Source organism: Noviherbaspirillum humi (genome assembly GCF_900188095.1).
Classification (GTDB): Bacteria; Pseudomonadota; Gammaproteobacteria; order Burkholderiales; family Burkholderiaceae_D; genus Noviherbaspirillum; species Noviherbaspirillum humi.
Window position 1 is genome coordinate 130646 of record NZ_FZOT01000009.1, and the last position, 25550, is coordinate 156195.

Sequence of the window (25550 nt, forward strand, 5' to 3'; positions counted from 1 at the left end):
AGTGAGTGGGCCTGACGGCCATGTCGGAACGTCAGATTCGACCCAAGCTGCCTTCCAGTCGTCCAAAAGTTAAACAGAACGGCTTTTCAGTCATTTCCATCTAGCCCGTAGGGCGACACATCGATTCTCCGTGCTGTGCCGCCTGGAAAGCCGGCAATTTCTCCGTCTCGACGGAGAAGGCTTGCAGGACGGGATAGCGGATAGCCGGCGCTGCATCAGCGGTCACGGCTTGAATGAAATGCCAAGCGACCGCTGCGCTGATCTGGCCTTGTGAAAGCGTGTCTCTATTCATGACTGGCGCTCGCGTACCCAACTCCTGCTCCATGGCATCGCAGGCCGCAAGCAACTGGCCGCTGACCCTTTCCAACCACGGCGCATGCCGCTTCTCGGCGGGGCGCAGTATGTGTTCATACAAGATCTGAACGCTCTTCTCACATGCAGCCAGTGCCAGGCCAGTCAGGCGCAGATCGCGCCGCAGCGCATCGGGCTGCGACGGTTTGAGCGAACGGGGTGCGGCCAAGGTCTCGGCGTATTCCAGGATCAACGTTGAATCCAGCAGCACTGTACCGTCGTCGCAGACCAAGGTGGGAACTTTGATGACCGGATTGATTTGCCTGAATGCCTCGACATGGCGAAACACCGATAGGGGCTGGTGCTCGAAGGGCAAACCGAGCATCTGCAGCGAGATGGCCACTCTGCGCACGTAAGGCGAATCGAGCATACCGATGAGTCTCATTGGCGGGATCTCCATCGTGAATTGAAATCACGGTTCCTAGGCGGGAATGCTTCACTATAGCTGGCATCCCGAGGGACTGCTTTTGGCCGGACTGCGCCCAAGACCAAACTGCATCTTCGACCCAAAGCAACCCTTCGGCCCTCCTGTTACGGGTATGTCGGCAGTGGGTATTTTCTGGACTTCCTCGGTCCTCAGTAACGAGCGACCATATTGCCGACGCTTTTCTAACGACTTTGCACGAAATCAAAGACGGCTTTCTTGGATGCTTCTGGATTTTGAAGGAACATGGCATGTTCCGCCTCGGGAATCGAGACCATTTTGGCGGCAGGCATGCACTCCACCATCGATGACCACCAAAGCCGTCAACGTGTGCTGTGCCGTCGTAATAAATGCAGTAAGGATTGAGCAGCCGCCTTGCGATTGGAGCGACGGCATTGCCGAGCTGAACTCGAGGTCTACGGTGAGCGAGCCGACAGAGACCGGCGCGCTCGGGACCAGGGTACGAGAGGTGAGCGAGGTAATTGGAGTCATTGGCGCCATTGGGGCCATTGGGGCCGTGGCCTCAGAAGGTTTCAGCAGCCCCCTCCGCAGCCGGCAAGCAGCGCACCGGGGCTGTCCCCGTGCGCAAATCGGAATTGCCTCGCTACGGGAGAAACCGTTGTCCCGACCATGCATGGCCGCTACAATCAGCGGCATACTTGACGCATCCGCTTGTTTTCGCAGCGCGCATCCGGCAGGCTCGGTTTCCGTGCCTATCCTTCCGCAATCTTCGAGACGCTGACCATGATCAAGAGACGAGACATCCTGGCACTCGCATCGCTTTGGGCGGTCCCCTTCCTCGCGCGCGCAGACGACTATCCCCGCATGCCCATCAGCCTGGTGACGCCCCTGGCCGCCGGCGACGCGGCCGACCGCGCCGCCCGCCTGATGGCGCAGGAGCTGGGGCGCCTGCTGGACACGACCATCATGGTCATCAACCGACCGGGCGCCGGAGGGTCGCTCGGCACGCAGTCCGTCATCCACGCGCCGAAGGACGGCTATACGCTGCTCTATGCGCAGAACAGCCCGCTGACGATCCGGCGCGTCATCGAGCCGGAAGCCGCCAACTACGATCCCCTGCAGGACCTGACCCCGCTGGGTCTGACGACGCGCAGCCCCTCCGTGCTGGTGGTGCGCAAGGATGCGCCCTTCAAGACCCTCAAGGAGATGATCGCGTATGCCCCCAAGGCCGCCAACGGCCTGCGCGTGGGCAACGCGGGCCCGGGCTCGGTGGGCGAGATCAGCACCGAGCTGATCAACTCCACCGCCGGCGCCAAGCTGGTCCCGGTCAATTACAAGGGCGCGGCGCCGGCTATCACGGATCTTCTCGGCGGACACATCGAGGGCGTAATCATCGCGCTGGGCGCAGTGAGCACGCATCTGCGCAGCGGCAATCTGCGCGCGATAGCGATCTCCTCGCCCTTCCCCGAATTCCCGGACATCCCGACGCTGCGCCAGCTTGGCTACAAGGCCGACCTCCTGGGCGTGTGGTTCGGCTTCTTCATGCCGGCCGGCGTGCCCAAGACGGTGGTGGACAGGATCGTGCCGGCGCTGGAGAAAGTCGCCCGCAATGCCGACATCTCGGCCCAGCTGCAGCCGGTGGGGATCGTGCAGGAGTGGGGTTCCGGTCTTGCGCTGTCCGAAGAGATTGCCACCGAGTTCCGGTCCGTGACTGAACTGCTCGGCCGGAAGAGCAAGACCACTAAATGAAGGATGAGATTGGAATGGCAAAGCGTATTCATGTAGCCGTCGTGGGCGGTGGGATGGGCGGCCTGGCCGCGGCGGTGGCGCTGGCGCATCGAGGCATCAGCGTCGCGGTCTACGAGCAGTCGGCCGCGCTGCGCGAGGTTGGGGCCGGTGTCTTCATCTATCCCAACAGCCTGCGGCAGATGGAGCGCATGGGCCTTGGCGATGCGCTGGCGCGCGTCGGCGCCAAGGTCGGCTCCGGATCGGAGTACTACCGCATGGACGGCTCGGTGGTCGGCAAGATCCTCACCACCGACTCCAGCGGTTGGAACGGCATGTACGGCATGCATCGCGCGGACATCCTGAAGGTGCTGGCGGATGCGCTTCCCGCAAGCGCGATCCATACCGGCCACCGGTGCGTCGGCTTCAGCCAGGACGCGAGCGGCGCCCATCTCACCTTCGAGAACGGCAAGGTGGCGCACGCGGACGTGGTGATCGCGGCCGATGGTATCAACTCGGTCCTGCAGAAGCACGTGGTGGAACCTTCGCCGCCCGAATACGCCGGGTGCCGCGCCTACCGCGGACTGCTTCCCGCGGACAAGCTGCCAGACTGGCGGCCCGAGGCCCATCAGGTCTGGATGGGCGACGGCAAGCACTTCATGGTGTTCCCCGTGCGCCGCGGAGAGTTGCTGAACTATGTCGGCTTCGTGCCGACGACGAGCCAGACGGCAGAGTCCTGGTCCGCTGTTGGCGACCGCGACGAGCTCGCAGCGTCCTTCGCCGGTTGGGACCCCCGCGTGACCCATCTGCTGGAGAAGGTCGAGACCTGCTTCTGGTGGGGCCTCTACGATCGCAAGCCGCTGCGTACGTGGGTGAACGGGCGCCTGGCTTTGCTCGGCGACGCCGCCCATCCGATGCTCCCGCACCTGGGCCAGGGCGCCAACCAGGCGATCGAGGACGGCACCGCCCTGGCGGTGATCCTACAAATCTGCGCGCAAGACGATGCCATGTCACTGGAAGATGCGCTACGCAAGTACCAGGAGCTGCGGCAACCGCGCACGTCGCTGGTGCAGGCCGAGGCCCGCAAGAACGGGCTGCGCTACGACTCCAAGTACGCCGACCTGGCGCAACGTGACAAGGAGATTGCCAACTCGGCGCAGCTGCGCCGGGCGCTGTACGACTACGACATCGAGAAGGAGGCGGTGGAGTTCATGCGAAAGGATGGGGCCAACGCATAGCATTGCCAGGAGGACGCGTTGGCTAAGGGCGCAGCGAGGGCAGGAGGGACGGCGCTGACTTGACAGGGCTGCCCTGGACGATATGTCAACCCGCGTCAGCTGTTGGCCGGACACGGAAGCTCGAAGAGTTTCGTGCACGGACGTTGTCACGCTGAAGGCGAGTACACGGTTTTATTGGACGTACTAACGCGAGAGCAGACTTTTTCGTTGCCCTGCCAGCTGCGGCAGGCCACGTGCGCCAAGTTGCGCCAACTTGCGCAATTCCTGGCTGATCGCATGGATGTCGAATTCGCGAGCCGTTCCTGCGAAGCATGGGATAGGCATCTGGCATTGCGCTCTCGCGGAAAGCAGTAACTTGACCCAGTTGTGATGCGTGGCCTGAAAAGGAATGCGGCGTGGAGAGCATCGAATTAGCTGGAAGCGTCAATCCAAGGCGCCTACCTGGGCTAGGTCTGGCAGCAGTCGGTCAGCAGACAATGCCCATCACGGACGTTGAATCAAAATGCCCGTAAAACATAACGTCCCCGTTATTCCACAAGGGCGTTATGTGACTATAAAACCTGCTCAATCAAGAACGGGCGCAACTTGCCGCCTGCTTCGGGCTGCCGCTCGTGCAGGCGGCACCTGCCATTGCCATTTCCGTCAGCGGCTGTATGGGCACCCGGGTACTGTTCCTTGCGAACCATTTTTTGCTGCCGGAAGTTTCCGCCGGCTTCCTGCTCTCGCGGCGGCTCTGGCTCTTGCTGCTCTTGGCGCTGCCATCGCCGGCCTTTGCGGCTGCGCTCTTGTCCACGGACGCAACGCTGGCACCCGGCCTGGATTGTCCGTTGACCGTCAAACCGGCTTCGGAGAACTTCATGGAGTGCTTGTCCCCACGCCCTTCATCCGTTTTTCGGAATCATTCCAGTCCTTGAAATTGCCGTTCTTGCCGCGCTCGTCAATGTGCGCCTGGTCATGACGGGCCCGATGCCCTTGATGCTGTCGGGCGTCCCTTGATCCGCTTTGGTGACAGCGAATTCAGCCAATGCCAGCTGGATGCCCATCAAATGCTGAAAGACCAAATGCCGGTTTCTTGAACATTGTCACCTCCAGTTTTAAATTGCATTCATTGCTTCAGATCCTCTGCAGTTGCCATTAGTCCAATCTGAATTGGAAACCTCGTGAACGCTTGGCAATGCTTTGCTGAAGGTACGTTGCGTGAGTACTCATAGACGTGAACCTTCGGCAATTATTGTCAGCGGGGGTTAAGCTCGGCTTCAGCGACGATTCAGATTGCAAAGCGAAGATCTATTTGCCGACCACGCTCTATCCTGAAAATCAATCCGGCGACTCCACCTACGTATCGCCCGTACTCAGCATGGACGCGCAGGCGTTGATGGATACGGACACCATGTCCCGCCCATTCGAAAGGACAACCATGAAACTAGCTAAATTTCTCCCGTTCGCTTACGCCTCCATGCTTGCCATGCCGGTCCTTGCACAGAGCGTTGCCACTGAAGTGCAACGCGACGTTAATCAGCAGAAACGTATCGAAGCCGGCTTGCAAACGGGCGTACTGACCACCCGGGAAGCCGCCAGGCTGGAAAAGGAAGAGGCGCGAATCAGCCGCACGGAAGCCAACGCGCTCAGCGATGGAAAGCTCAACAGCCAGGAACGACGCCGCATCGCTCGGATGGAAAACCGGGCGAGTCGGGACATCAGCGCCCAGGCGCACGACGACCAGGCAGGGAATACGAATTCGGTATCGAGCCAGCGCATGCAAGCAGACGTGGCACGCAACATCCATCAGCAGGAGCGCATCGAGGCCGGCATTAAGGACGGCTCATTGACCAACCGCGAGGTCGGCAGGCTGGAACGAGGTGAGTCCCGCATCGACGGCAGGGAAGCCGCAGCAGGTCGTGACGGCCACGTCGGCGTGCGCGAGCAGGCGCGCATTCAACGCAACGAGAACCGGGAATCGAACCATATCCACCGCCAGCGCCATGACCGACAGCAACGCGGCTGATGCAGGTTGAAGCGCGTGGGTAAGGAATCTGCAACCTACGCGTTGCCATGCCCTGAAAGGAGCCATGATGCCAAACCTTGAAGTCGATTCCGAGAACCCGGCAGCATCCCAAAAACTTGCGGGCAATGGCCTAGCCTTGAGCGCCGCGACGCTTCTAGCCGCTTGCGGAGGCGGAAGCGGTGGAACCGGTGATGCGGCGCAAGCCCCCGTCACACGGAGTCCGTCGGCGCCCATCAGCGACGTGCAGGCTGCTCGTTTTCTGGTGCAGGCCGCGATGGGCGCCACCCGGGCCGACATGCAGCGAGTCCAGGACCTGGGCTACGCGGGGTGGCTGGATGAACAACTGGCGATGCCACCTTCGCCGAGCCGCTGGGACTGGCTGGTAGCCAAAGGGTTTAACGCCAGCACGTACCGCAATACCGAGTCTGGCTGGGACGCGGCGGCTTGGCGCAAAATGGTCGCCTCGCCTGACACCTTGCGGCAGCGCGTCACGCTTGCGCTCTCCGAGATCCTGGTAGGGGCGATTGACGGCTTTATCGGCGGCGGCTGGCGCACGTTTTCCGCGGCAGCCTACCTCGATCTTCTGGAAGCCAACGCTTTCGGCACGTACCGCAACCTGCTGCAGCAGGTGTCGACCAGTGCGCCAATGGGAGAATTTCTGACCTACCGGGGCAATGTCAAATACAATGCCGCGACCGGCGCCCTGCCGGACGAGAACTATGCGCGGGAAATCATGCAACTGTTCTCGATCGGCTTGATCCAGTTGAACGTCGACGGCACGCCCAAGCTGTCCGGCGGCAAGCCAATCGACACCTATAGCCAGGACGATGTCATGGGACTGGCCCGCGTCTTCACCGGCTGGGACTATGACCTGGCCGGTGGCGATACGTCGACGCCCGATTTCAAGCGCCGTCCGATGAAGCAAGTGGCCAGCCGCCACGAGACGGGCGAGAAGTCATTTCTTGGCATAACCATCCCAGCCGGCACGGATGGCGCACAAAGCCTGCAGAAGGCGCTCGATTGCATTGCCAGCCATCCCAACGTCGCCCCCTTCATCAGCCGGCAGTTGATCCAGCGGCTGGTGACAAGCAATCCTACCCCGGCTTATGTCGGGCGCGTCGCCATGGTGTTTATCGACGACGGCCAGGGCGCGAGGGGCAATCTAAAGGCCGTCATCAAGGCCATCCTGCTGGATGACGAAGCGCGCAACCCCGCTAATACAGCCAATCCCGCATTCGGCAAGCTGCGCGAACCCATGCTTCGCTTTACCTCCTGGGCTCGCGCATTCCAGGTGAATTCCCCCGGCGATAGCTGGCCCGTCGGCAACACGTCCGATCCTGCTACCCGTTTGGGACAAAGCCCGCTGCGCTCGGCAACCGTCTTCAATTTCTTCCGCCCCGGCTACGCCCCACCCAGCACCGCCATCAGCAGTGCCGGCCTGGTGGCCCCCGAGTTCCAAATCACCAACGAGTCGAGCGTCGTTGGCTATATCAACTTCATGCAGAAGGCCGTCGCCAACGGCATCAACGACCTGGCTGCAGATTACGCCCCGTTGCTTGCATTGGCCGACAACGCAAGTGCGCTACTCGACGAACTCAACATCGTCCTGGCGGCCGGTCGCATCGAAGCAGGCACCTTGGCCATGCTGAGTTCCGCTGTCGATGCCATGCCGCGTGGCAGCGACAGCACGCGCAAGAATCGTATCCATGCGGCGCTGGTACTGGTGCTTGCCGCGCCAGACTTTATCGTGCAAAAGTGAGGTGGACGGTGGCTAACGAATCCTTCAACGTATCGCGACGAGCCTTCCTGCGCCGCGCCTCGGCACTTTCGCTTGCCGGCGCAGCCAGCCCGTGGGCTCTCAACCTTGCCACCGTCGCCGAAGCGTCGGCAGCGACCGCGTCAGATTACAAGGCCATCGTCTGCGTCTTCCTTTATGGGGGAAACGACTATGCCAATACGCTGGTGCCCTACGACATCGCCAGTTACGACGAATATCAGCAATTGCGTCCGTCGCTGGCCTATCCGCGTAGCGTCCTCGACGCCAACGCTTTAACACCGCTCGCGGCGCCGGTCGACATCACCGGCGCGGCTCGCCAGTATGCGTTGGCACCCGAACTCTCGCCGCTGCTGCCGATATTCAATGGCGGGAAGCTGGGCGTCATCCTGAATGTCGGCACCTTGGTCCAGCCAACCGCCAAGCAGGAGTACGTGAATCGCACCGCGATCTTGCCGCCCAAGCTTTTCTCCCATAACGACCAGCAATCGGTGTGGCAGTCGAGCGCGCCGGAAGGGGCGGTTTCCGGGTGGGGTGGACGCATGGGCGATCTCTTCCAGGCGGGCAACGGCAATGCGACGTTCACCTGTGTCAACGTGTCCGGAAATGCGGTATTTCTGTCCGGGTCAAGCGCTGTGCAGTATCAGATATCCCCCAATGGTTCAGTGGCACTGGCAGGCATCAAGAGTCCGTTGTTCGGATCGGCGTCGTGTTCCGACGCCTTGCGTGCGTTGGTCACTGCTCAGCGCAGTGAATTGTTCGAAGGCGAATACAACCGCGTCATGCGCCGCTCGCTTGATGCGAACGGCGTACTAACCAGCGCACTGGCAGGCGCGCCAGCAATTTCTACCGTATACCCTGCCGGCAACTCGCTGGCTGACCAGCTGAAGATGGTCGCGCGCATGATATCCAATGCGAGTGCGATTGGCGCGCGCCGCCAGGTCTTCCTGGTGTCGCTGGGCGGCTTTGACAACCATGATGGGCTGCTCACTGTCCATCCCGGCCTGCTGACCAATGTGGCGAATGCCATGGCGGCGTTTTACCAAACCACGGTCGAACTCGGCGTTGCCGACAAGGTCACCACCTTCACCGCATCGGACTTCGGCCGCACGCTGTCCGGCAACAACGATGGCACCGATCATGGCTGGGGCAGCATGCATTTCGTGATGGGAGGAGCCGTGAATGGACAGCGCTTCTACGGCGTACCGCCCGTCGTGGCGAGCAACGGGCCTGACGACGTCGGCCAGGGCCGCCTGTTGCCGACCACATCAGTGGATCAGTACGCCGCGACGCTTGGACGTTGGCTGGGAATTTCCGATTCCGCACTACTCGACGTCTTGCCGAACCTGAAGAACTACAACATCCAATCACGTAATATCGGGTTCGTATAATCGTGCAAGTGCATGCGGCTTTTGGCGATTGCCTCGCGGGATAGCCACCACGCTTGTTCGGAGCGGATATCCCAATCAGTTGTCCAATAAATCCGAGTTGGTCAACGGCGACGAAGCCGGGTTATCAAGCAGGCGAGGCGTGCAAAGCCGGTCTAAAGCCATTCGTCATGTTCCCAATGGATGTGAATTCTTCGGAACGCGTTCAGCCAGGCGAACAGGCGCTCAATCTTCCAGCGCCGTTTATTGCGGCGTACTGTCCCGCTATCCCGATTCACAGGCTCCTGGTTGCAGCGGTGTCGCGTAATCCGCTCCATGCCCTCAGTTGATTGGTGCTGAATTGGCTTCGCGGTGCGACACGGCATCCAGTCGCATCAAACGAGAAAATGCTCGAACACTTGCGGGGGCACCGGCTTGGAAAACAGAAAGCCCTGGCCGTAGTCGCAGCCCGCGTGACGCAGGATAGCTTCCTGTTCCGGCTTCTCGATGCCTTCGGCGATGACCTTCAGGCCAAGCCGGTGGGCCATGGCAATCATCGACTCGGTGATCGCCCGGCTGCCTTCGTTCCATTCCAGGTCATGCACAAAGCTGCGATCGATCTTCAGGTAGTCGATATGGAAGCGCTGCAGGTAGGCCAGCGACGAGTAGCCCGTGCCAAAGTCGTCCAAAGCGACCTGGATCCCGGCGTCACGGTAGTGGCAGAGTGCGTCGGCGACACGCTCGGACGCGTTAAGCAAGACCCCTTCGGTAATTTCGACCACGATGCTACTGGCCGGCAAGCCGCGCTGCTCAATGACGTGGACCCAATCCACGCCCGAGGGCCGATGAAACTGCACCGGCGAGCGGTTGACGCTTATCTCGAAGCATCCGCCCCGTTGCTTGCCCCAGCGTGCCGCCCAGGTGGCCGCTTCGACAAACGCCCAATCCCCGATGTCGTGGATCAGGCCGGATTCCTCGGCAGCCGGGATGAACCGGTCAGGGCTGATGAGGCCTTGCTTCGGATGCCGCCAGCGCAGCAGCGCCTCGGCCTTCACGATCGCTGCGGTCGACAAGTCCACCACTGGCTGGAAGTGCAGCATCATCTGCCCGGCGGGAAGCGCCGCGCGAAGATCACGGACCAGACGGGCGCCCTTCTGCGCCCGCAGCCGCATCTGCTTCTGGAAGAACCGGAACTGGTTTCTCTCGCCGTTCTTTGCCGCGTACATCGCCTGGTCAGCATTACGGATCAGTCCCTGCGAGTCGGCCGCGTCACATGGATAGAGCGTGATACCGACGCTGGCGCTTACATGGGCCGTCTCGCCCTTGATCCGGAACGGTTCTGCCAGGCGGTCGATGATTTTCTGCGCGATGACTTCCACTTTCGGAGAGTCGTGCAGGTCGGTCAGGATGACCGTAAATTCATCGCCGCCCAGCCGCGCGACCGTATCACCCTCGCGCACGCAGTTGAGCAGGCGCCGGGCGACCTGGGACAGCAGCCGGTCACCGGCTTCATGTCCAAGCGAGTCGTTGACTTCCTTGAAGCGATCCAGGTCGATGAACAATAAAGCGACCTGATCGCCCTCCCGGTGCGCCTTGCGTACTTCCTGCTCCAGACGGTCCTGGAACAGTCTCCGGTTCGGCAGGCCCGTCAGCGAACAGAAACTGGCGTGGCGCCAGATGATTTCCTCGGTCTCCTTCCGCTCCGAGATGTCGCTCATCGTGCCCGTCAGCCGAATGGCACAACCGGATTGATCTCGGGCGACGATGACGCCCCGGGAAAGCACCCATTTATAGCTGCCGTTCTTGCAGCGAAGGCGGTATTCCGCATGAAAAGGGGTGCCGGTTCGAAGCGTTTCCATCAGCGCATCGATCGTAGCGCTGCGGTCCTCCGGATGGATTCGGCTGGTCCATTCGTCCAACAGGTTGGGAAACTCCAGTTCCTCGTACCCCAGGATAGCCTTGTACTGCTTCGACAGTTCGACCTCGCCGGTGTTGACTTTCCAGTCCCAAACGCCGTCCCGCGCGCCCTCGATGGCTAACTTCCAGCGCTCCTCGCTGCGGCGAAGCGCCTCCTGCATGTTGTGCTGCTCGGTAACATCCTGTCCCTGCAGGAAAATCCCGCTGACCGTGCCGTCCGGCTCGATCAGCGGCTGGTAGACAAAGTCGACGTAACGTTCGATCTCGGGCGCGTCGGGGGAAGGCTGGAACCGAATCTGGCGCTGGTGCCCGACGAAAGGCTTTCCCGTGGCATACACTTCGTCGAGCAGGTCGATGTAACCCTGGCGCGCGAGCGCGGGAAAGACTTCCCTCACTGGGCGGCCGAGCAGATCCTGGGGGCCGACCAGCTGGTAATACGCCCGGTTGACGACTTCGTACACGTGGTCCGGGCCGCGCAGGATGGCGATGAAACCAGGTGCCTGGTCGAACATCGAGCGCAAGCGCGCAGCTTCATCGGCGGGACGGCAAAAGGCGTCACTGAACCCGGGAATCCCAGCTGTCGGGGCAGAACCAGTCTCCGCATCTTCCTCCTGCATATCGATCTCCCGCAGCCACCACAATCAGGCTTGCAATGTCAGGGCAACCACCGAGTAGAAAGTTTTGAGCCAAGCGAGTTCCAGCGGACGGGAAGATAGCGCTAGCCGGTTGCGTCACCTTCCCGCTCTTTAATCAGGAAGTCAGAGCCTGCGGCACCGCCCGGAAGATGCCGTTGCCCGGGAGACGTGTTTGATCGCGGCAACGCTCATGGCGCTGAAGACCCGAAGCACCCAATCGAATCTGAAATAAGGCCTGGCTCTCCTCTGCATCAGAACAGCCGTTCAAGATCGTTTCTGACCTTCGATAGCCTAGCCCAGCCTTGACGTTCATCTTCAATAAATCGCATTGATTCAGATCAAGCCAGAGTTGCCGTGTTGATCTTCTAAACCCGCAGATAGCTTCTAGGCTGGTTTCTGCGCTTTTGATTCCTGATTGCGCTTCCGACCGATCACATTTCGCGCTAGTGGAGAAAAAAATGAAACGCTTCATTCGAACAACTGCTTTCATCATGGCGGCCGCTGCCACCTCGACTGCCTGGAGCCAAATCACGCCGGACCTCGTCGACTCGACAGGCAGGGAGGTCGGGCGATTCAAGGGCGATTCAGTAACGGTCCTTTATAGTGGACAGGTAGTGAGAATTTATGTCGACGCACACTGGGACTATACACAGGGACGTCCCCTGTCCAGCGGGCTGACCTGGAAGCATGTGCCGCTTTATTACGCAACCGCGGATTGCAGCGGCCAAGCCTACATGGGGACTTCACCCACCGCTCCCGTCGCTTCCGGCGCGGCCGCACCCGCCGCAGGCGCCCCCTACACGCAACCGGCCTATGGATCCCACTTTCTTTTCGCGCCGTCGAAAGTTGGCACCGCATGGACCGCGTATATCAGCGGGGAAAACCCGACCTTCCAGCAGGTTGCAATACAGTCTGAACGTCAGTACGACGGCTCTTGTGCCGCCAAGTCTTATCCAAACCTGTGGGTCACGCCTGTGGTGACGCAGACCGGCCTTGAAATCTATGGCGTTCCACCGTTCTACGTGAAGTGACTACAGCTGAAAAGTCTTGATCCTTGAACAGCGGCTTGCCTGAAGCTCGACAGGAAAGAGCTTGCATTGACCCGCATGCAAGCTCTTTATCTCTAAGTTGGCCCTTTCCATCGATAACAGCTGTATTGACTTCCAGTGCTGGGACGCAAGCCGCCACAACCTTAAATATTGTTACAAATGCTTTGCACCAGATTTATTATTGAGTTCTAAAAGCCAGTTTGATTTTTTTATTGATTGGCTCGCTAATAATAAAAAACCCACCTTCAGGAGTTCTCGGGGCCGGCTTCCAGGCATTGGCATCAACAAGTTCAGTTAGCTGCTCAACGTCAGCACCTTTACCTTGATTACGGATGGCGCTGACATCGGCCGGGCCTGACCGGGTCCTTTTCCCTGCAGTGCCGTTGTCGATCATGCTCGACGCCCAAAGCGCCGATGACCACATCTTGTTAGACAAGTGCTCTTCAGGTGAACGAGTCCGACTGCAAGCGATCTCCTGCAATCGATAGCCAAAGCGAGAATCAGTGCCGCACACAGTTCCTATTGTGAGCATCTCTGTCAAGCAGGGCGGGAGGCGCAGCCTACCACTTTGGAAACATGCCCTCCGAAGGCCGCGACGCCGGCGGACACGTCGGCGCTGCGGTGAGGGGTGCGGCCGCTGGCCGGGCCAAGCATCTGTTCTACTGAAGGATCATCAGGTGAGCCTATCCTTTAGATGTATTGAAAAGACGTGTTACACCCGCTACAACGATTATCCTATTGTAAGAAAATGCAGACAGTCATGAAAAAGTTAGTAGGCCCTATCCATCCTTTTCGGGATCTCCCTGCCCGTCCTGGCTGCCCCAATCACTTTGCAGGACTACGAGCTGTTGCCACTTTTTGAGAAATGGCAAAAAAAACAGTGGCAATCGTCACTGCCTTGCGGGCTCAATTTGCTGGGACTGTGCTTCCGACCACTATTTATGAACGTACGTGTGCGAGTCGCCGAATCTGCGCCCGGATAAGACCATTTTATAGATGGGTGATCAAGACGCGATCTGGGAATTTCCAAAAGTGTGTGAAGAGCTATGTAATCGGATCGGGGTATAGATGAGCGCGCACGAGTTTGCCAATTAATTGGCGAAATTTGCCAAAGCATTAAAAAGTGGACCAGATTTCGAATCTGCATCAATTGGGATTCAAATCGCTGCGCCTTGACGATGAAAATCAAACACCCTATAAGTCCAAATCAAAAGAAGATCTGCCCGTGGCTTTAAGTGCTTTGCTTTCCTTATTAAAAAACGAATTGAGCCTCAATTTGATTTCGAAGTGGTTGATCTGGGCAGCTGTCGAATGAACTTGGATTCAGACGCCCGAGGTCGCTGATTTGCGGTACCAATCGCGGTTGAACAGAAACTCCCGCTCAACTCTGTTTCAACAACTAACCGATCAGAGTAGAACAGTATGCAAAGCGGCAGAAAAGCAAAAAGGCCGTAAGTCGTTGGTTCCACGAGTTACGGCCTTGAAATCTTGGTGGAGCGGAGGGCTATCGAACTATGCTTATAAGTCCTTGAAAAAAAACAGTGTGTTGGCTAAACTGCAGATGTTACCGTCATAATTACTGCCGAATCTTCTTGCTTGCTGTTTCTTTCTGAACTCGGCTTTCTTACCGCTTTTCTACGTCGTCGTCATTTTTTACGTAAGTTGGCTGTCGTCGGTAAGCCACACCCTTGGTAGTCCTGATAGTCTGCAATCGACCGATTTTGTTGAAATTCTCGTGTGCAATATCTAGGCTATATCAGACGGCTTTGATCAAGTCGTCATACGCCCATTTTCGGCCACGTTTTTTGCTTCAGGATTCGCCAAACGAATCAGTGCTATGGCCCCAGTACTTTATTCATATTGCATGCCGACTTTTTTCAACACAATCGACCCACAGCCATCATCCAAATTTCGACTGACAATGCGTCCACTTTCAAAAGCGGAGAAAGCATTGAAAAAAACGCTTGGATGTCCGATCGTCGGCTGATAATTCCTGGTGCTTCATTACCAAAAGCCACCATACCGGAATAGCCCCTTTTTTGATTAGATTTTGTCGTGGTATATCTCCATTCATTTATGTCTTGTACTAGACGACTATTGTGAAAGATGCCCACCCTCGCTATCCCACTTAGTGACTTCGGCTTGGTCAATTTCATAACCGGGTGGTCGATAAGTGCCAGTCCTTTTCACGGCCTCGTCAATTTCCTGAGGCGTAAGCAAAACGGTCGTTTTACACGAGGTTACTCCGGAAGCATTTACCCTAATGGCTAGTGCTGCGGCAATGGTATTGTCTGGGAGGTCGCCAATGATGAAAACGTCCTCGTTACCAAACGCAAAATAAAATGCTTCAACAGTACCACCCATCGACTTGAATAAAGCATCAACAGCAGCACGTCGCTGAGTACCTCCTTCTTTGAGCAAACCATTTATACCTTCGCTGAGATAGTTGGCTTCAATAAGATATTTTGGCACTTGAATCTCCTCCAATTTGGCATAAGTTCAGGAGAAAGCATGCTGGTCAATACAGTACCACTTGGGTAGCTAGACAGTGAACGTCGTGCGTGCACCAGGAGCATGTGGTGAGGCACGGGCCGCCCGCCCGCTTGCTGTTGGCGACGTGTCGATGAGCGACTCCACGTGTCAATGCCAGCGTTGAACTCGTTTCCTTTGGTGCCGCGCAATACAATGGTCAATCCACTTAAAGTAAAAAATCGATCAACGAGCAATCGTGTTGCAACGCTTGATTTTGTTTTGTAACTGGATGATCCCGTAAATGAGTTGTTCTGCGGTCGGCGGACAACCGGGCACGTAAATGTCAACTGGAACGATGCGGTCACAACCACGCACAACGGAATAGGAATAGTGATAATAGCCACCTCCGTTTGCACAAGATCCCATCGATATCACCCAGCGCGGCTCTGCCATCTGATCGTACACCTTGCGGAGCGCCGGTGCCATTTTGTTACATAACGTACCGGCAACGATCATTACATCTGACTGACGCGGAGACGCGCGAAACATGACACCGAAGCGGTCCATGTCGTACCGGGACGCGCCAGCATGCATCATTTCAACAGCACAACAAGCCAGACCAAATGCCATTGGCCACATCGAGCCGGTACGGACCCAATTGACAAGCTTGTCGGCTTCAGTTGTAACGAAGCCTTCGTGTAATACACCCTCAATTGCCATGATTCATTCCTGCTACGCAAGATTTTCACGTTTCGCCGGAACCCTCCAACTAATTGGACAACGCAGCTCGGAAAAAATGCATGATCAACCATAGATAGTTGTTTGGTTCTAAGGAATCCCGATAACATATTGAGCAGAAATCGGCACCCCAAGTTTTGGTGATCTGAGTGCCCGCTTTTGGCCGGCAATCGCTCGCTTATGGCAGATGGGCAGAACCGGCCTCGTGCTATACCCCCGCCAGTTCAACAGTTTCCAAAGCATCATCAACGACGACGCCAAGATAGCGCACGATGCTCTTCAGCTTGGTCTGGCCCGGAAGCAGTTGAGCAGCGCGCAGGCTCTTGGTGCGCCGGTGGATCACTGTTGCTTTCGGTTACCGCATGGAGTGCGTAGCATAGGCTGCCGCATATAGATCAATCGCCCCTAAACGACGGCTTGTGGCTGGCTACAGCATCACCCTAAATGGTGATATGGCACAAAGTAGTCCAACATTGTAAGCAGACGACGTAGAGACAAAGCGTTCAGCACGCACCTCTAAGTCTTGGAAGCACATTGCTAGCTAACCAATGAAAGAGCATATGAGCGGTTTGGTTAGGAACCCAATTTAGAGGACAAGGTGTCTAACGATTGCTTTTTAGGCCTTTATCCAAAATGTTCGCAGGACATGTTCATTCAGACTGTCCTAATTTTTTTCACCTGTGACCGAAAAGCCCGTAGCGTTTTGGTACGCCGCAGGAAATCAGGGAGCCGCGATATTAGTGCGGCGTTATCAATATTGAAATCTAATATCAGGAGAATGACAGAAATTTATCAGGGCCTCGAACTCGGCGACGCTAGTTGCCTCAATTGTTCAGCTATTGACCAAGAATGCCGACATGAAGACGACGCTCCTCGAAGGAAAGCTTGTTCCCCGTTTTGGCCTTGGTTTGCTAAAGCAGCATGCGGCCCCCATGTCTGAAGTTGTCAAGATTGGCGTGGAGAATGAATACGGGCAGATCTACCGGATCATCGAAGCGTCGGACTTACTTGCCAAGAGGGATCTCTTGGATAAGTTACGCAACAGTGGCTACTTTGTGGTTCCGCTCATTCCTGTGGATAACTATAGCGTACTTGCTATTGTGAAATTACAAGAGGAATGACGTCGGCAAAGGCAAGAGAGTGGCGATATAGGGTTAATACGTGGTGCAGACTATCCGGTATATCAGTATGTCTTCGGCTTCCGATCCCTCTTGCCAAATTGACCCGCCAAGGAAAGTCAAACGCAAGGTCCTGTTAGTTGATGACAATCTCGACCTACTTGAGCTTGTAATTGACTCGCTTAACTTTCATGGGCATGAAGTGATTGCGGCACGCGATGCAGAAGAAGCACTAGAACGTTTGCGATCCCTCCTGGACTTGCAAGTGTTGATCAGCGATGTGACCATGCCCGGTATGAGTGGCATCGAGTTGGCACATCGAGCCCGACAGATGTACCCTGGACCGCGCGTGCTGCTGGTATCAGGACGAGCCGATATAGTAGTCGCGCAAGGCGCTACTGAATATTTCGATTTTCTTCCCAAGCCGTATCGCCTTGCGGATGTGGAAGCCTATTTGGCGCATCAATAAGCAGCGAGATGACTGACGTCATTGCTCTTATTATCGAAATAAATTTATCGTAACGTATCTTCGGGCCTGCGCCTCCAAACTGGCCGACGACACATTTCCGTTGATGGCCGTGCTGAGAATTACGTCTAGGACCGGCCTTGATCCCTTGCTGCCATTCGATCGGATTTTTTAATGGCGTAGCGCATATCGGAATTCATTTGCGCTGGCGTCCAGTAAGGATACTGCGCAACGTTTCAGCATAGTTAGCGAGAGCACGTGCGCTGGCCTCGTGCTCTTCGGCAGCATGTTCACGTCCCGTTTGCTTGGCCGATGCCGCCAGGCGCTTGAGGAGCATTTGTTTTTCATGCAATGCGCGCAGGGCTGCCCACATCGCTTCCTCAATTGCTGATTCTTGACCGTTGAACAGCGTTTGTTCAGTATAGGAATGACCAGTATGGCAGCGAAATTGCAAAGGACTGACTCCATTGACTTGCCACAAACCGCCATGGCATTCGGGGCAAGCGATCCCGGCGGGCGTCGCAATGCGGCCGAGAATATCAATATCCGTGCGCTGGCGCAGCGCAAAGTGACTTTGTACTTCAGTTCTGTCCCACTCAGCCGCTGCCATTGGCTCGGGTCGCTGCGCTGTATTTTCGGGTGCGGTGAGTTCGATCAGGCGCTGGGCTAAGCCGTCGAGAGGCATGCAATCGTCGACCGGCACATACTGCAAGGCGCTGCGCGGCATTTCCGGTTCATCGGCCTCGTCCGGGTCTTGAACCAAGGCCACACCGCCATAGGCCTTGACTGCCTGCAGGCCAATGGTACCGTCATCAAGCACGCCTGTAAGGATAACGCCAATTGCGTTTTCCCGATAATAAACTGCGGCGCAGCGAAACAGCGGATCGATCGCCGGACGTGCAAAGTTTTCCTTGGCTCCATGCGACAACCGGATCAGGCCATCCTCTACCAGCATGTGATGATCGGGGGGCGCGATCAGTACCGTGCCTGGCTGGACCGATTCATTGTCCTCGGCATGACGTAATGGCATCCCAACGCCTCGCTTAAGGATCATCGGTAGAACGCTGTAGTGGCTTCCAATATGCATCACAACCAGTACCGCTGCCGGAAAGTCGGGCGGTAGACGGCCTAATAGACGTTGCAGCGCATTCATCCCGCCGACTGAGGTGCCGATGACGACAACCTTGTTAATAGACATGATTCTCGGTCCAGAGATGGGGTGAGGACTAGCATGTTCCAGTCTAGCGATGATTTTGCTTATTGGCTCGTGCGGCATGCTAACGCAATGAATTGGCCTATACAAAAGTAGAAAACTGGTTTTCGCCCATTTTTAACTCGCCTTCATCACGTTTCTTTTGGCCTTGATGCTGGGCGAATGGCAGATGTATGTGCGCAGTCCGCTGCATCCTGGCCTCAGTTACCCCAAACTGTACTACCGCTCAGTCACCGCCAATGGTTCGGCTATGGCCTATGTGTTTCCAACCTTGGTGGCGATGGGCTTCGACTACGCCATCGTTAAACTGGCGCTGAAGCGGCCGCTGGTAAGATTCAAATGGGCTTGGGGAGGCTTCGGTTTAATCGTCCTGAGCACTGTGGTAGCCATGGTGCCGGTGGCAATGAGGCTGGCCTCGGTGCTCTGCACCTTCTATCCGCCGATGATCGGCAATGCTTTCTTCTATATCGGAGTGGTGCTGGTGGTAATCGGCTCCTGGGTCTGGGTGGCACTCATGTCCATCAACCTGCGCCTGTGGAAGAAGAACCATCCCGGCTTGCTCATTCCATTCGCAATGTTCGCCAATGTCACCAGCGCCTACCTGTGGGCCTGCACCTCGGTCGGCTCCTCCCGAGAAATCCTATTCCAGATCCTGCCGGTAGCGCTCGGGTTCAAATCGACCATCGATGCCGGACTGGCATGCATCCTGATCTCCTGGACGCTGCACGCCATCGTCTATTTTTGGCTTGTGCCGTCCTACATCGCTTTCTATACCCTGATTCCAAGGGCGATCGGCGGGCGTTTCTAGAGCGTGTTATGAACTAAAAAAAGCAATAGGTCGGTGGCTGGCATGAAATCCAGAAAACCGTACGCTAGCGACGTAAGTGATAATGAATGGGAGTTTGTCGACCCGTATCAAACGCTGTTGCCGCTAGATGCTGCTCAGCGGGAATATTCGCTGCGCGACGTGTTCAATGCCTTGCGCTGGATAGTCAGAAGCGGTGCGCCTTGGCGACGGATGCCACACGACTTGCCGCCCTGGACGGCGGTTTATCAGCAAACATAGCGTTGGCTCAAGGTGGGCTGTTTTGAGGCCATGGCCCATGACCTGCGCTCGCTGCTGCGCTTGGCTCAGCAGCGGGAACCATCGCCCAGCGCGGTCATTCTGGATAGCCGCACGGTGCAATCGACAACGGAGAGTGGAAATCGAGGCGGCTACGATGGTGCCAAGCGGCGCCGTGGTTCAAAAGTGCATATCGCCGTCGATACGTTAGGAAATCTGCTTGCCTTGCACGTGACGCCAGCCGATGAGCAGGACCGGCATCAAGTCGCCGAACTGGCGCTTCAGGTTCAACAAGCAACCGGCGAAACGGTCGAGCTAGCGGTGTAGACTAAGGTTATACCGGAGAAGCGGCTCGAGAACAGGCCAAGAAGCACGGCATGGAACTGGTCGTGGTGAAGCATACCGAGGCAAAACGGGACTTCGTGCGGTTGCCCAGGCGCTGGGTCGTGGAGCGCAGCTTTGCTTGGGCGGCTCGGTTTCGCCGGCTTGCCAAAGACTACGAGCGGTTGACGCAGTCCTTGGCAGGTCTGCACTATGTTGTCTTTGTCTGCCTCATGCTCGCCTAAACTACTGCCCTTTTCAGTTTGAGTTCATAACACGCTCTACAGCGACACCGTGGGAAGAGTTGCCTTCGTCCTATTCCTGGTGTTTTTCATTCCGATCCGCATCCACCACGTGTTCCAAGACCCGCAGGTGGGAGAAGGTTTCAAGTTCCTGCACGCCATCTTCGCCGGCATGGTGTCCGTGCCGACGCTGATTACGGTGTTCACCATCAGCGCGTCGGTCGAAATCGCGGGACGGCTTCGAGGCGGCAAGGGCATGCTAGGTTGGGTCAAGGCGCTGCCTTGGCATAACCCAATGATGCTGGCGATTACTTTTTCCTTCATTCTGCTCGGTATTGGCGGCGTCGGCGGCATCATCAACATGAGTAACCTGCTCGACTTCACCGTGCACAACACGCAGTGGATCACCGGCCACTTTCAGCTGATCTTCGGCCGCGCCAGCATCATGCACTGCATCATCGCCTATGACCTGTGGCCGCATTAACCAGGAAGGCGCTGGAAAGCATGCACCTGATGCGGCTGCGGCTGCTGCTACAGATGCAGCTGTGGCTGTGGCTGTGGCTGTGGCTGTCGCTGTCGCTGTCGCTATGGTTAATTAGAGTACTCGTGGTCACCTTCTCCTTGCATTACGTTGGCATCCTGAGCATCCCGTGGCGCATGGCGTATTTCGATTACACCGATCCGGCCATCGCACCCAAGGGACTATCGGTCACCATCAACTTCCCTGGTGGATTGCTGCTGGTGGTGTCCACCCTGCTGTTTATCCTCATCCTGCTGCGCGACCATCGCACGCTGCGGATCGATTTACCCGAGTTTCAGTTCAGCAGACCGCTGCACCCGCCGACGCGCGTTCCGATCGCCCTCAACAGCGTCGCGCTATGGCTGTCATTTATGATCGTTCTGAACCGTGGTGAACTACGGCTATCCCATCGTCAAGCTGATGGCCATGCCTGAAACGCCGATGCCGGCCGTGCCGGTAGGAGTGAAACGATGAACGACGAACGTCTGTTCTCGATGCGCAACCCTTGGTTCGTCGGCTCCCTCGCCGGCGTGGTGGCGATTGACCTGCTTTCAGTGTTCATCGGCTTCCTCTTCATACCCTACGCCCAGTCGGACAAGACGCTCGCCGGCTAGTCGGAAGTCATCTGTCGCGCCGGTGCACCCGGCGCGGCCCTTAGCACGGGCAGTGAATCGGCCCAAGGTAGCTCCAGCGATGTAATCCTGGTGCCCCGGCATGATTGCCGCTGAAAATATTTCCATCGGCCGCGGGGTCACGCTGGCGCTGCGCTGTACAATGTGCCACGGCGCGCGCGGTATGAGCAAAGCCAACACGCCGAACCTGGCGGGACAGAACCCGGAGCGCATCCACAAACAGCTAAGCGATTTCCAGGCTCGGCACCGGGGCAGTGAAATTATGGCACCCCACACCCGCAGCTTGAGCGACCAAGACATGCGCGACCTTTTGGCCTACTATGCCTACCTGCCGCGCACCACGCCGCCGACACTGGGGAGCAACTAAAGGCGCCCAGGATCGTTAAGATCGGCGCCCCGATGCGCAACGTAACATCCTGCGCCTCGAGCTATGGCGGTAGTAACAGGAAGACCGTCACGCCGCATCTTGATGGACAATCGAAGGCTTATCTGCGTATCCAGCTTAAGGCGTTTACGAACGGCAGTAGGATCAACGACATTCATAACCAGATGCGCAATGTTGCACGTCAGATGACTCCAGAAAAAATTGACGAGACGGTGAAATATTACGCGCAGCGATAACGGTCCCTTATGAGCATGACTTAAATCGCTGGTCATCAAGCGTGCACTTACACTACAGAGCGAGGAAAATTGTTGTCCTTTCCTGCGCAGCCCGCTTTTCGGGCCTTAAGCAGATCGCGCGCGCACTCGGTCTCATGGTGAGCCATTTCAAAACCTAAGCTGCTTAGTACTGCTGACAGTTTTTGCTTTTCGATTCGGTTTTCTATTTCGATTATCCGATAGATTTCTCCTTGGTCATTCTCAATCCCAATTCGCAGCAGAAGCCCAGTGCCCGGGTAACCGGCACTATCTGATAAAAGCCCGCTTACTAGCCGTTCGTCAAAATCAGGCAGTTGCTTACCTTCGACAAGAAACGTCTTCATGCTTTCCCTCGTACATTGAAAAGTGGAGGTGCTTATCCAAATTGGGTTATTGCAAGCGATACGCGGCGCACGGACATCGTCGCAACTGGCGCTACCGTCTAAAAAATACTGACGTTAAATTCAAAATCCTTTACTAGAGGTAATTGCTGTGTCTAGCAGAAGAGATCGATCCTTGGGTTGTTTGCGATTTCGCCTCTATGGGCTGCTTTCGGCAGCAGAATAGTTGCCTTCGTGACGCCATCTTGGTGACCGGTCAAAATTCACTATATAAGCATAGTCAAGCTTAAGTATTTACACCATGCTGGTCTATTGACAAGCAGCCTCCTATACTGAAACTGGGCAGTAGACCACGGACTCGATGCTCGCAGCTCAGCGAAAGGTTCGTCAATTGCTGCTACGGCAAGGCTGATCCTGGAGGCAGTATGTACAGCTCAATTCTGATTGCGTATAACGGCACCGTAGAGAGTTGTTCCGCCCTACTTGAATGCATTCGACTCAACCCACCTGCTTCCACCAAAATTCACTTATTGGCCGTTACCCATCCCCAAGACTCATTCGTAACGGGCGAGTATGGTGCTTCCCCCGTCAGCAGTACAAAAAATCAGATGGCGCTTGCCAAGCAAAAGCTGGAGAAAGCTGCTGCGGAGGGCAGCAAGTTGTTGCAAGACGCTGAACTGCAAGTTGAAACTCACGTGGAAACTGGCGAGCCAGCGGATGTCATCAGCAACATGGCGGAACGACTGGGCGCCGATCTGGTAATCGTCGGTCATCACCGGCATAAATCTTGGGTTCAAAGCTGGTGGCGCGGATCCACGGATGCTGTTTTACTAGAGAAATTGCACTGTACGTTAATGATTTCAGCAGACTTTCCATTAGGCAAGTAATCCGAAACTGCCGGCGAGATTTAGCCCCTTTTCCGTTGATGCACTCATTGAAGCAAATTTTGGGACATGATCTTGTCTAATTTCATTTACAGCAAGAATTAACAAGCCAGAAAAGTGTACCGGATCCAAGTCAGTCTAACTTATCCCATTGCGTGTCCCGATAAATTAGGGCCGATTCAAAAAAACCCGTTATTTAGAACCTGCCTTACGGCATCGTAGTTTGTCGGCATAATCGCTCCTAAAAGCCTGCAGTATTTCTGCCTTTCGACGGCATCGTGCCCTCAAGTTCAATCAGGCGGCAGCCTTGCTCCAAGCAACCTCAGGGGCAGGTGCTTCTTTATTCATGCCTGCAGGGATCACTGTGGCCGCAGAAGGGTTCAGGCTGTCAACCATCGTGCTCGGAATGAGGATAGTGGCGCCGCGCTCTTTTGTCGTTTCATAAATGATATTCATTGCTCGCAACTGCAAGGCCGCAGGATGCCCTGCATAGGTGTCCGCGGCCTCGACGAATTTGCCGGCAATGGCGGCCTCGGCAGACCCCAGAATGACGCGCGCCTGCTTTTCGCGCTCCGCCTGCGCCTGACGAGACATGGCGTCTTGCAACGCGACGGGAATCGCTACGTCACGGATCTCGACAGAACTGACCGAGATGCCCCATGGCGCCGTCTTCCGTCCAATGGCATCTTTCAGAAGTTGGTCGGCCTCCTTGCGCTCAGATAACAGCGCCCCTAGCATCGATGCACCGATCATTTCACGCAGAGACGTTTGCGCTACCCGATCGATCGCTTCCCGGTAATTCGTTATGGCCAGCGCTGCTTTTTCCGCGTCATGTACATGCCAAAAAATGATTGCGTCAACATTAACGGGAACTGTATCTCGAGTGAGCGCTTCCTGAGCGTTGAAGGCGGTGGTTTGAATGCGAACGTCGATCACCGCAATCACATTATCGATCACGGGAATGATGCCAAACAGCCCAGCTCCCCTGACGCTCTGCAATTTCCCTAACCTTAGAATGACAAACTTCTGCCAGGCATTAGCCATCTTCAGTGACATTGCGATGAGCATTCCAATAATCAGGAACGGCAAGCCAATGTAAGGGTTGGTCCAGTACGCGAGACCAGCGCCTGCAATCACGCAGATGATGACCAGAAACGATGTGACCGGGTTCATGATGGATTCCTTGGGGACTCTTGCTGAAAAAAATCGATTGTCAACCGATGTTGCTCCCGATGTGCTGTGGCTAGCGCCGCGAAGGCGAAGTTAAGCGCGACGGGGTCGCTCGCCGGGAATGTGCAGCGCGATGCTTCATCCAGTGCGGCATCACGATGCGCCTGTTCGAGCGGAGCAGTGTCGCTTTCCTTGACCGCGACGTCCTTACCAGGAGTCGGTGGAAAGTGTCCGTCCATGAGCAATGTCCCTTCGAGAAGGCTAGGTCTTCAACCGCATCGGCTGCGTGCCGGGCGAATGCCTCTAACAGGCCAGTGATCCTTATCATCGGTCTCATTAGCGATGCCGTCGGTGCGCAAGCGCACACAAGGTGACTGTATTCAATTCCCGTCCTCACCTCTGGCTCACCAGCGCAATGCGCGGGCCGGAGAACAGACGTATGCTTTGATTAGCGTTCGCAGTTTGCGTACATGCATGAATCATCGGGAGCGCATGATGCCTACCTCACCGCATCCACAGCAAAACCACCTGCTGGCAGCAATGCCACCAGAAGAGTTCGGCCGCCTGTTGCCGCATCTTGAACTCGTTCCCCTGTCGCTTGGCGACGTCCTTTACGAGTCTGGACACCGGTTGCGGCATGTCTACTTTCCCACCACAAGCATCGTGTCGCTGCTCTATGTGATGGAGGATGGAGCCTCCGCCGAAATAGCAGTGGTTGGCAATGAAGGCATACTAGGCATTGCCCTGTTCATGGGCGGCGATACGACCCCTAGCCGGGCGGTCGTCCAAAGTGGCGGGCAGGGTTACCGGCTGCCGGGCGAGCGGCTCAAGGATGAGTTCAATCGGGCGGGTCCGATGTTGCATTTGCTGCTGCGTTACACGCAGGCACTCATTACGCAAATGGCCCAAACCGCAGTCTGTAACCGGCACCATTCGGTTGACCAGCAGTTGTGTCGCTGGCTGTTGATGAGTCTGGATCGACTGCCTTCCAACGAACTTACCATGACCCAGGAGCTGATTGCCAACATGCTTGGAGTCCGGCGTGAGGGGGTCACCGAGGCAGCGGGCAAGCTGCAGAGCGCGGGGCTGATTCACTATCGACGCGGTCATATCACCGTGATCGACCGGGCCGGCGTGGAGGCACGCGCTTGCGAATGTTATGCTGTGGTGAAGAAGGAGTTCGATCGTCTATTGCCGTATCCTGTCGAAGTTGACTGTTGATTTGTCAATGTGCATTGTTTGGAAGCAAGCTCCTGGGCGCTGAATTGGAAAATTTCCGACGCCC

At 56.7% G+C, this 25550-nt stretch carries 23 protein-coding genes and 4 pseudogenes; 17 read left to right on the plus strand and 10 right to left on the minus strand.

Going from position 1 to position 25550, the window contains the following annotated elements; translation table 11 throughout:
• Positions 1 to 100 precede the first annotated feature (100 nt).
• Positions 101 to 736: a glutathione S-transferase family protein gene (locus CHB88_RS14455; RefSeq protein WP_089400073.1), complete on the minus strand. Its 636-nt coding sequence runs from the start codon at positions 734 to 736 to the stop codon at positions 101 to 103.
• 783 nt (positions 737 to 1519) lie between these two features.
• Here CHB88_RS14455 and CHB88_RS14460 point away from each other — a divergent pair.
• The 5 genes from CHB88_RS14460 (at position 1520) to CHB88_RS14485 (ending at position 8869) form a co-directional block, all read left to right on the plus strand.
• Positions 1520 to 2485, plus strand: coding sequence for a Bug family tripartite tricarboxylate transporter substrate binding protein (locus CHB88_RS14460; protein WP_143131287.1), 966 nt, complete (start codon positions 1520 to 1522; stop codon positions 2483 to 2485).
• Positions 2486 to 2499: 14 nt separating this feature from the next.
• On the plus strand, positions 2500 to 3699 hold the full coding sequence (locus tag CHB88_RS14465; protein WP_089400040.1) for an FAD-dependent monooxygenase: 1200 nt from the start codon (positions 2500 to 2502) through the stop codon (positions 3697 to 3699).
• 1213 nt (positions 3700 to 4912) lie between these two features.
• The gene (locus CHB88_RS14475; RefSeq protein ID WP_245844971.1) at positions 4913 to 5704 is read left to right on the plus strand and encodes a hypothetical protein; all 792 of its coding nucleotides are present in this window, start codon (positions 4913 to 4915) and stop codon (positions 5702 to 5704) included.
• Between the two features lie 64 nt (positions 5705 to 5768).
• The gene (locus CHB88_RS14480; protein WP_245844972.1) at positions 5769 to 7463 is read left to right on the plus strand and encodes a DUF1800 domain-containing protein; all 1695 of its coding nucleotides are present in this window, start codon (positions 5769 to 5771) and stop codon (positions 7461 to 7463) included.
• Between the two features lie 8 nt (positions 7464 to 7471).
• Positions 7472 to 8869: a DUF1501 domain-containing protein gene (locus CHB88_RS14485; RefSeq protein ID WP_089400041.1), complete on the plus strand. Its 1398-nt coding sequence runs from the start codon at positions 7472 to 7474 to the stop codon at positions 8867 to 8869.
• A 371-nt stretch (positions 8870 to 9240) separates the two neighbouring features.
• On the opposite strand, the gene CHB88_RS14490 is transcribed toward CHB88_RS14485, so the two are convergent.
• Together CHB88_RS14490 and CHB88_RS24545 are read right to left on the minus strand one after the other, a co-directional pair.
• The gene (locus tag CHB88_RS14490) at positions 9241 to 11379 is read right to left on the minus strand and encodes a putative bifunctional diguanylate cyclase/phosphodiesterase (protein WP_143131288.1); all 2139 of its coding nucleotides are present in this window, start codon (positions 11377 to 11379) and stop codon (positions 9241 to 9243) included.
• A 133-nt stretch (positions 11380 to 11512) separates the two neighbouring features.
• Positions 11513 to 11869 (minus strand): hypothetical protein, encoded by a 357-nt coding sequence (locus CHB88_RS24545; RefSeq protein ID WP_143131289.1) that lies wholly within the window; start codon positions 11867 to 11869, stop codon positions 11513 to 11515.
• On the opposite strand from CHB88_RS24545, the gene CHB88_RS14495 reads away from it, so the two are divergent.
• Positions 11856 to 12428 (plus strand): hypothetical protein, encoded by a 573-nt coding sequence (locus CHB88_RS14495; protein ID WP_089400043.1) that lies wholly within the window; start codon positions 11856 to 11858, stop codon positions 12426 to 12428. The genes CHB88_RS24545 and CHB88_RS14495 overlap by 14 nt on opposite strands.
• Positions 12429 to 12624: 196 nt before the next feature.
• On the opposite strand, the gene CHB88_RS24550 is transcribed toward CHB88_RS14495, so the two are convergent.
• On the minus strand, positions 12625 to 12840 hold the full coding sequence (locus tag CHB88_RS24550; protein ID WP_143131290.1) for a hypothetical protein: 216 nt from the start codon (positions 12838 to 12840) through the stop codon (positions 12625 to 12627).
• 729 nt (positions 12841 to 13569) lie between these two features.
• Here CHB88_RS24550 and CHB88_RS24555 point away from each other — a divergent pair.
• On the plus strand, positions 13570 to 13761 hold the full coding sequence (locus tag CHB88_RS24555; RefSeq protein WP_143131291.1) for a hypothetical protein: 192 nt from the start codon (positions 13570 to 13572) through the stop codon (positions 13759 to 13761).
• Between the two features lie 779 nt (positions 13762 to 14540).
• On the opposite strand, the gene CHB88_RS14500 is transcribed toward CHB88_RS24555, so the two are convergent.
• The 3 genes and pseudogenes from CHB88_RS14500 to CHB88_RS25640 all read right to left on the minus strand — a co-directional run.
• A complete protein-coding gene (locus CHB88_RS14500; protein WP_089400076.1) occupies positions 14541 to 14918 on the minus strand; it encodes a GYD domain-containing protein in 378 nt (125 codons plus the stop codon).
• Positions 14919 to 15161: 243 nt separating this feature from the next.
• On the minus strand, positions 15162 to 15638 hold the full coding sequence (locus CHB88_RS14505) for a NuoB/complex I 20 kDa subunit family protein (protein ID WP_089400044.1): 477 nt from the start codon (positions 15636 to 15638) through the stop codon (positions 15162 to 15164).
• Between the two features lie 226 nt (positions 15639 to 15864).
• Positions 15865 to 16044: pseudogene (locus CHB88_RS25640) on the minus strand (integrase); the annotation flags it as partial.
• 469 nt (positions 16045 to 16513) lie between these two features.
• Here CHB88_RS25640 and CHB88_RS14510 point away from each other — a divergent pair.
• Both CHB88_RS14510 and CHB88_RS14515 read left to right on the plus strand, forming a co-directional pair.
• Positions 16514 to 16777, plus strand: a complete 264-nt coding sequence (locus tag CHB88_RS14510) for a hypothetical protein (protein ID WP_143131292.1) — start codon at positions 16514 to 16516, stop codon at positions 16775 to 16777.
• Positions 16778 to 16844: 67 nt separating this feature from the next.
• Positions 16845 to 17243, plus strand: coding sequence for a response regulator (locus CHB88_RS14515; protein ID WP_143131293.1), 399 nt, complete (start codon positions 16845 to 16847; stop codon positions 17241 to 17243).
• Between the two features lie 193 nt (positions 17244 to 17436).
• Here CHB88_RS14515 and CHB88_RS14520 read toward each other — a convergent pair whose 3' ends face one another.
• Complete coding sequence (locus CHB88_RS14520) at positions 17437 to 18438, minus strand: chemotaxis protein CheB (protein WP_176442488.1); 1002 nt, start codon at positions 18436 to 18438, stop codon at positions 17437 to 17439.
• 145 nt (positions 18439 to 18583) lie between these two features.
• Here CHB88_RS14520 and CHB88_RS14525 point away from each other — a divergent pair.
• From CHB88_RS14525 to CHB88_RS25665, 6 genes and pseudogenes are all read left to right on the plus strand, one after another.
• Positions 18584 to 19255: pseudogene (locus CHB88_RS14525) on the plus strand (cbb3-type cytochrome c oxidase subunit I); the annotation flags it as partial.
• Between the two features lie 48 nt (positions 19256 to 19303).
• A pseudogene (locus CHB88_RS14530) lies at positions 19304 to 20082 on the plus strand (IS5 family transposase).
• A 34-nt stretch (positions 20083 to 20116) separates the two neighbouring features.
• A pseudogene (locus CHB88_RS26005) lies at positions 20117 to 21073 on the plus strand (cbb3-type cytochrome c oxidase subunit I); the annotation flags it as partial.
• Complete coding sequence (locus CHB88_RS25655) at positions 21070 to 21213, plus strand: hypothetical protein (RefSeq protein WP_245844974.1); 144 nt, start codon at positions 21070 to 21072, stop codon at positions 21211 to 21213. The pseudogene CHB88_RS26005 and the gene CHB88_RS25655, both read left to right, overlap by 4 nt.
• Positions 21214 to 21313: 100 nt before the next feature.
• Complete coding sequence (locus CHB88_RS25660) at positions 21314 to 21598, plus strand: c-type cytochrome (protein WP_245844975.1); 285 nt, start codon at positions 21314 to 21316, stop codon at positions 21596 to 21598.
• Between the two features lie 32 nt (positions 21599 to 21630).
• Positions 21631 to 21852, plus strand: coding sequence for a c-type cytochrome (locus tag CHB88_RS25665; protein ID WP_245844976.1), 222 nt, complete (start codon positions 21631 to 21633; stop codon positions 21850 to 21852).
• A gap of 47 nt (positions 21853 to 21899) precedes the next feature.
• Here CHB88_RS25665 and CHB88_RS24560 read toward each other — a convergent pair whose 3' ends face one another.
• Positions 21900 to 22214: a hypothetical protein gene (locus CHB88_RS24560; protein ID WP_143131294.1), complete on the minus strand. Its 315-nt coding sequence runs from the start codon at positions 22212 to 22214 to the stop codon at positions 21900 to 21902.
• A gap of 422 nt (positions 22215 to 22636) precedes the next feature.
• Here CHB88_RS24560 and CHB88_RS14545 point away from each other — a divergent pair, with 422 nt between their 5' ends.
• A complete protein-coding gene (locus CHB88_RS14545) occupies positions 22637 to 23098 on the plus strand; it encodes a universal stress protein (RefSeq protein ID WP_089400048.1) in 462 nt (153 codons plus the stop codon).
• 291 nt (positions 23099 to 23389) lie between these two features.
• Here the strand turns inward: CHB88_RS14545 and CHB88_RS14550 are convergent, their stop codons facing one another.
• Positions 23390 to 24268, minus strand: coding sequence for a slipin family protein (locus CHB88_RS14550; RefSeq protein WP_089400049.1), 879 nt, complete (start codon positions 24266 to 24268; stop codon positions 23390 to 23392).
• 492 nt (positions 24269 to 24760) lie between these two features.
• Between CHB88_RS14550 and CHB88_RS14555 the strand changes: the two genes are divergently transcribed.
• Entirely contained in the window at positions 24761 to 25486 is a 726-nt protein-coding gene (locus CHB88_RS14555; protein ID WP_089400078.1) for a Crp/Fnr family transcriptional regulator, read from the plus strand.
• Positions 25487 to 25550 lie beyond the last annotated feature (64 nt).

What these genes read in the sequence shown, in the direction of transcription:
- CHB88_RS14455 (WP_089400073.1), bottom strand. Translation starts at nt 736, where the DNA reads ATGAGACTCATCGGTATGCTCGATTCGCCTTACGTGCGCAGAGTGGCC.
- CHB88_RS14460 (WP_143131287.1), top strand. Translation starts at nt 1,520, where the DNA reads ATGATCAAGAGACGAGACATCCTGGCACTCGCATCGCTTTGGGCGGTC.
- CHB88_RS14465 (WP_089400040.1), top strand. Translation starts at nt 2,500, where the DNA reads ATGGCAAAGCGTATTCATGTAGCCGTCGTGGGCGGTGGGATGGGCGGC.
- CHB88_RS14480 (WP_245844972.1), top strand. Translation starts at nt 5,769, where the DNA reads ATGATGCCAAACCTTGAAGTCGATTCCGAGAACCCGGCAGCATCCCAA.
- CHB88_RS14490 (WP_143131288.1), bottom strand. Translation starts at nt 11,379, where the DNA reads ATGCAGGAGGAAGATGCGGAGACTGGTTCTGCCCCGACAGCTGGGATT.
- CHB88_RS14495 (WP_089400043.1), top strand. Translation starts at nt 11,856, where the DNA reads ATGAAACGCTTCATTCGAACAACTGCTTTCATCATGGCGGCCGCTGCC.
- CHB88_RS24545 (WP_143131289.1), bottom strand. Translation starts at nt 11,869, where the DNA reads ATGAAGCGTTTCATTTTTTTCTCCACTAGCGCGAAATGTGATCGGTCG.
- CHB88_RS24550 (WP_143131290.1), bottom strand. Translation starts at nt 12,840, where the DNA reads ATGATCGACAACGGCACTGCAGGGAAAAGGACCCGGTCAGGCCCGGCC.
- CHB88_RS14505 (WP_089400044.1), bottom strand. Translation starts at nt 15,638, where the DNA reads ATGGCAATTGAGGGTGTATTACACGAAGGCTTCGTTACAACTGAAGCC.
- CHB88_RS14510 (WP_143131292.1), top strand. Translation starts at nt 16,514, where the DNA reads ATGAAGACGACGCTCCTCGAAGGAAAGCTTGTTCCCCGTTTTGGCCTT.
- CHB88_RS14515 (WP_143131293.1), top strand. Translation starts at nt 16,845, where the DNA reads ATGTCTTCGGCTTCCGATCCCTCTTGCCAAATTGACCCGCCAAGGAAA.
- CHB88_RS14520 (WP_176442488.1), bottom strand. Translation starts at nt 18,438, where the DNA reads ATGTCTATTAACAAGGTTGTCGTCATCGGCACCTCAGTCGGCGGGATG.
- CHB88_RS25655 (WP_245844974.1), top strand. Translation starts at nt 21,070, where the DNA reads ATGAACGACGAACGTCTGTTCTCGATGCGCAACCCTTGGTTCGTCGGC.
- CHB88_RS25660 (WP_245844975.1), top strand. Translation starts at nt 21,314, where the DNA reads ATGATTGCCGCTGAAAATATTTCCATCGGCCGCGGGGTCACGCTGGCG.
- CHB88_RS25665 (WP_245844976.1), top strand. Translation starts at nt 21,631, where the DNA reads ATGCGCAACGTAACATCCTGCGCCTCGAGCTATGGCGGTAGTAACAGG.
- CHB88_RS24560 (WP_143131294.1), bottom strand. Translation starts at nt 22,214, where the DNA reads ATGAAGACGTTTCTTGTCGAAGGTAAGCAACTGCCTGATTTTGACGAA.
- CHB88_RS14545 (WP_089400048.1), top strand. Translation starts at nt 22,637, where the DNA reads ATGTACAGCTCAATTCTGATTGCGTATAACGGCACCGTAGAGAGTTGT.
- CHB88_RS14550 (WP_089400049.1), bottom strand. Translation starts at nt 24,268, where the DNA reads ATGAACCCGGTCACATCGTTTCTGGTCATCATCTGCGTGATTGCAGGC.
- CHB88_RS14555 (WP_089400078.1), top strand. Translation starts at nt 24,761, where the DNA reads ATGCCTACCTCACCGCATCCACAGCAAAACCACCTGCTGGCAGCAATG.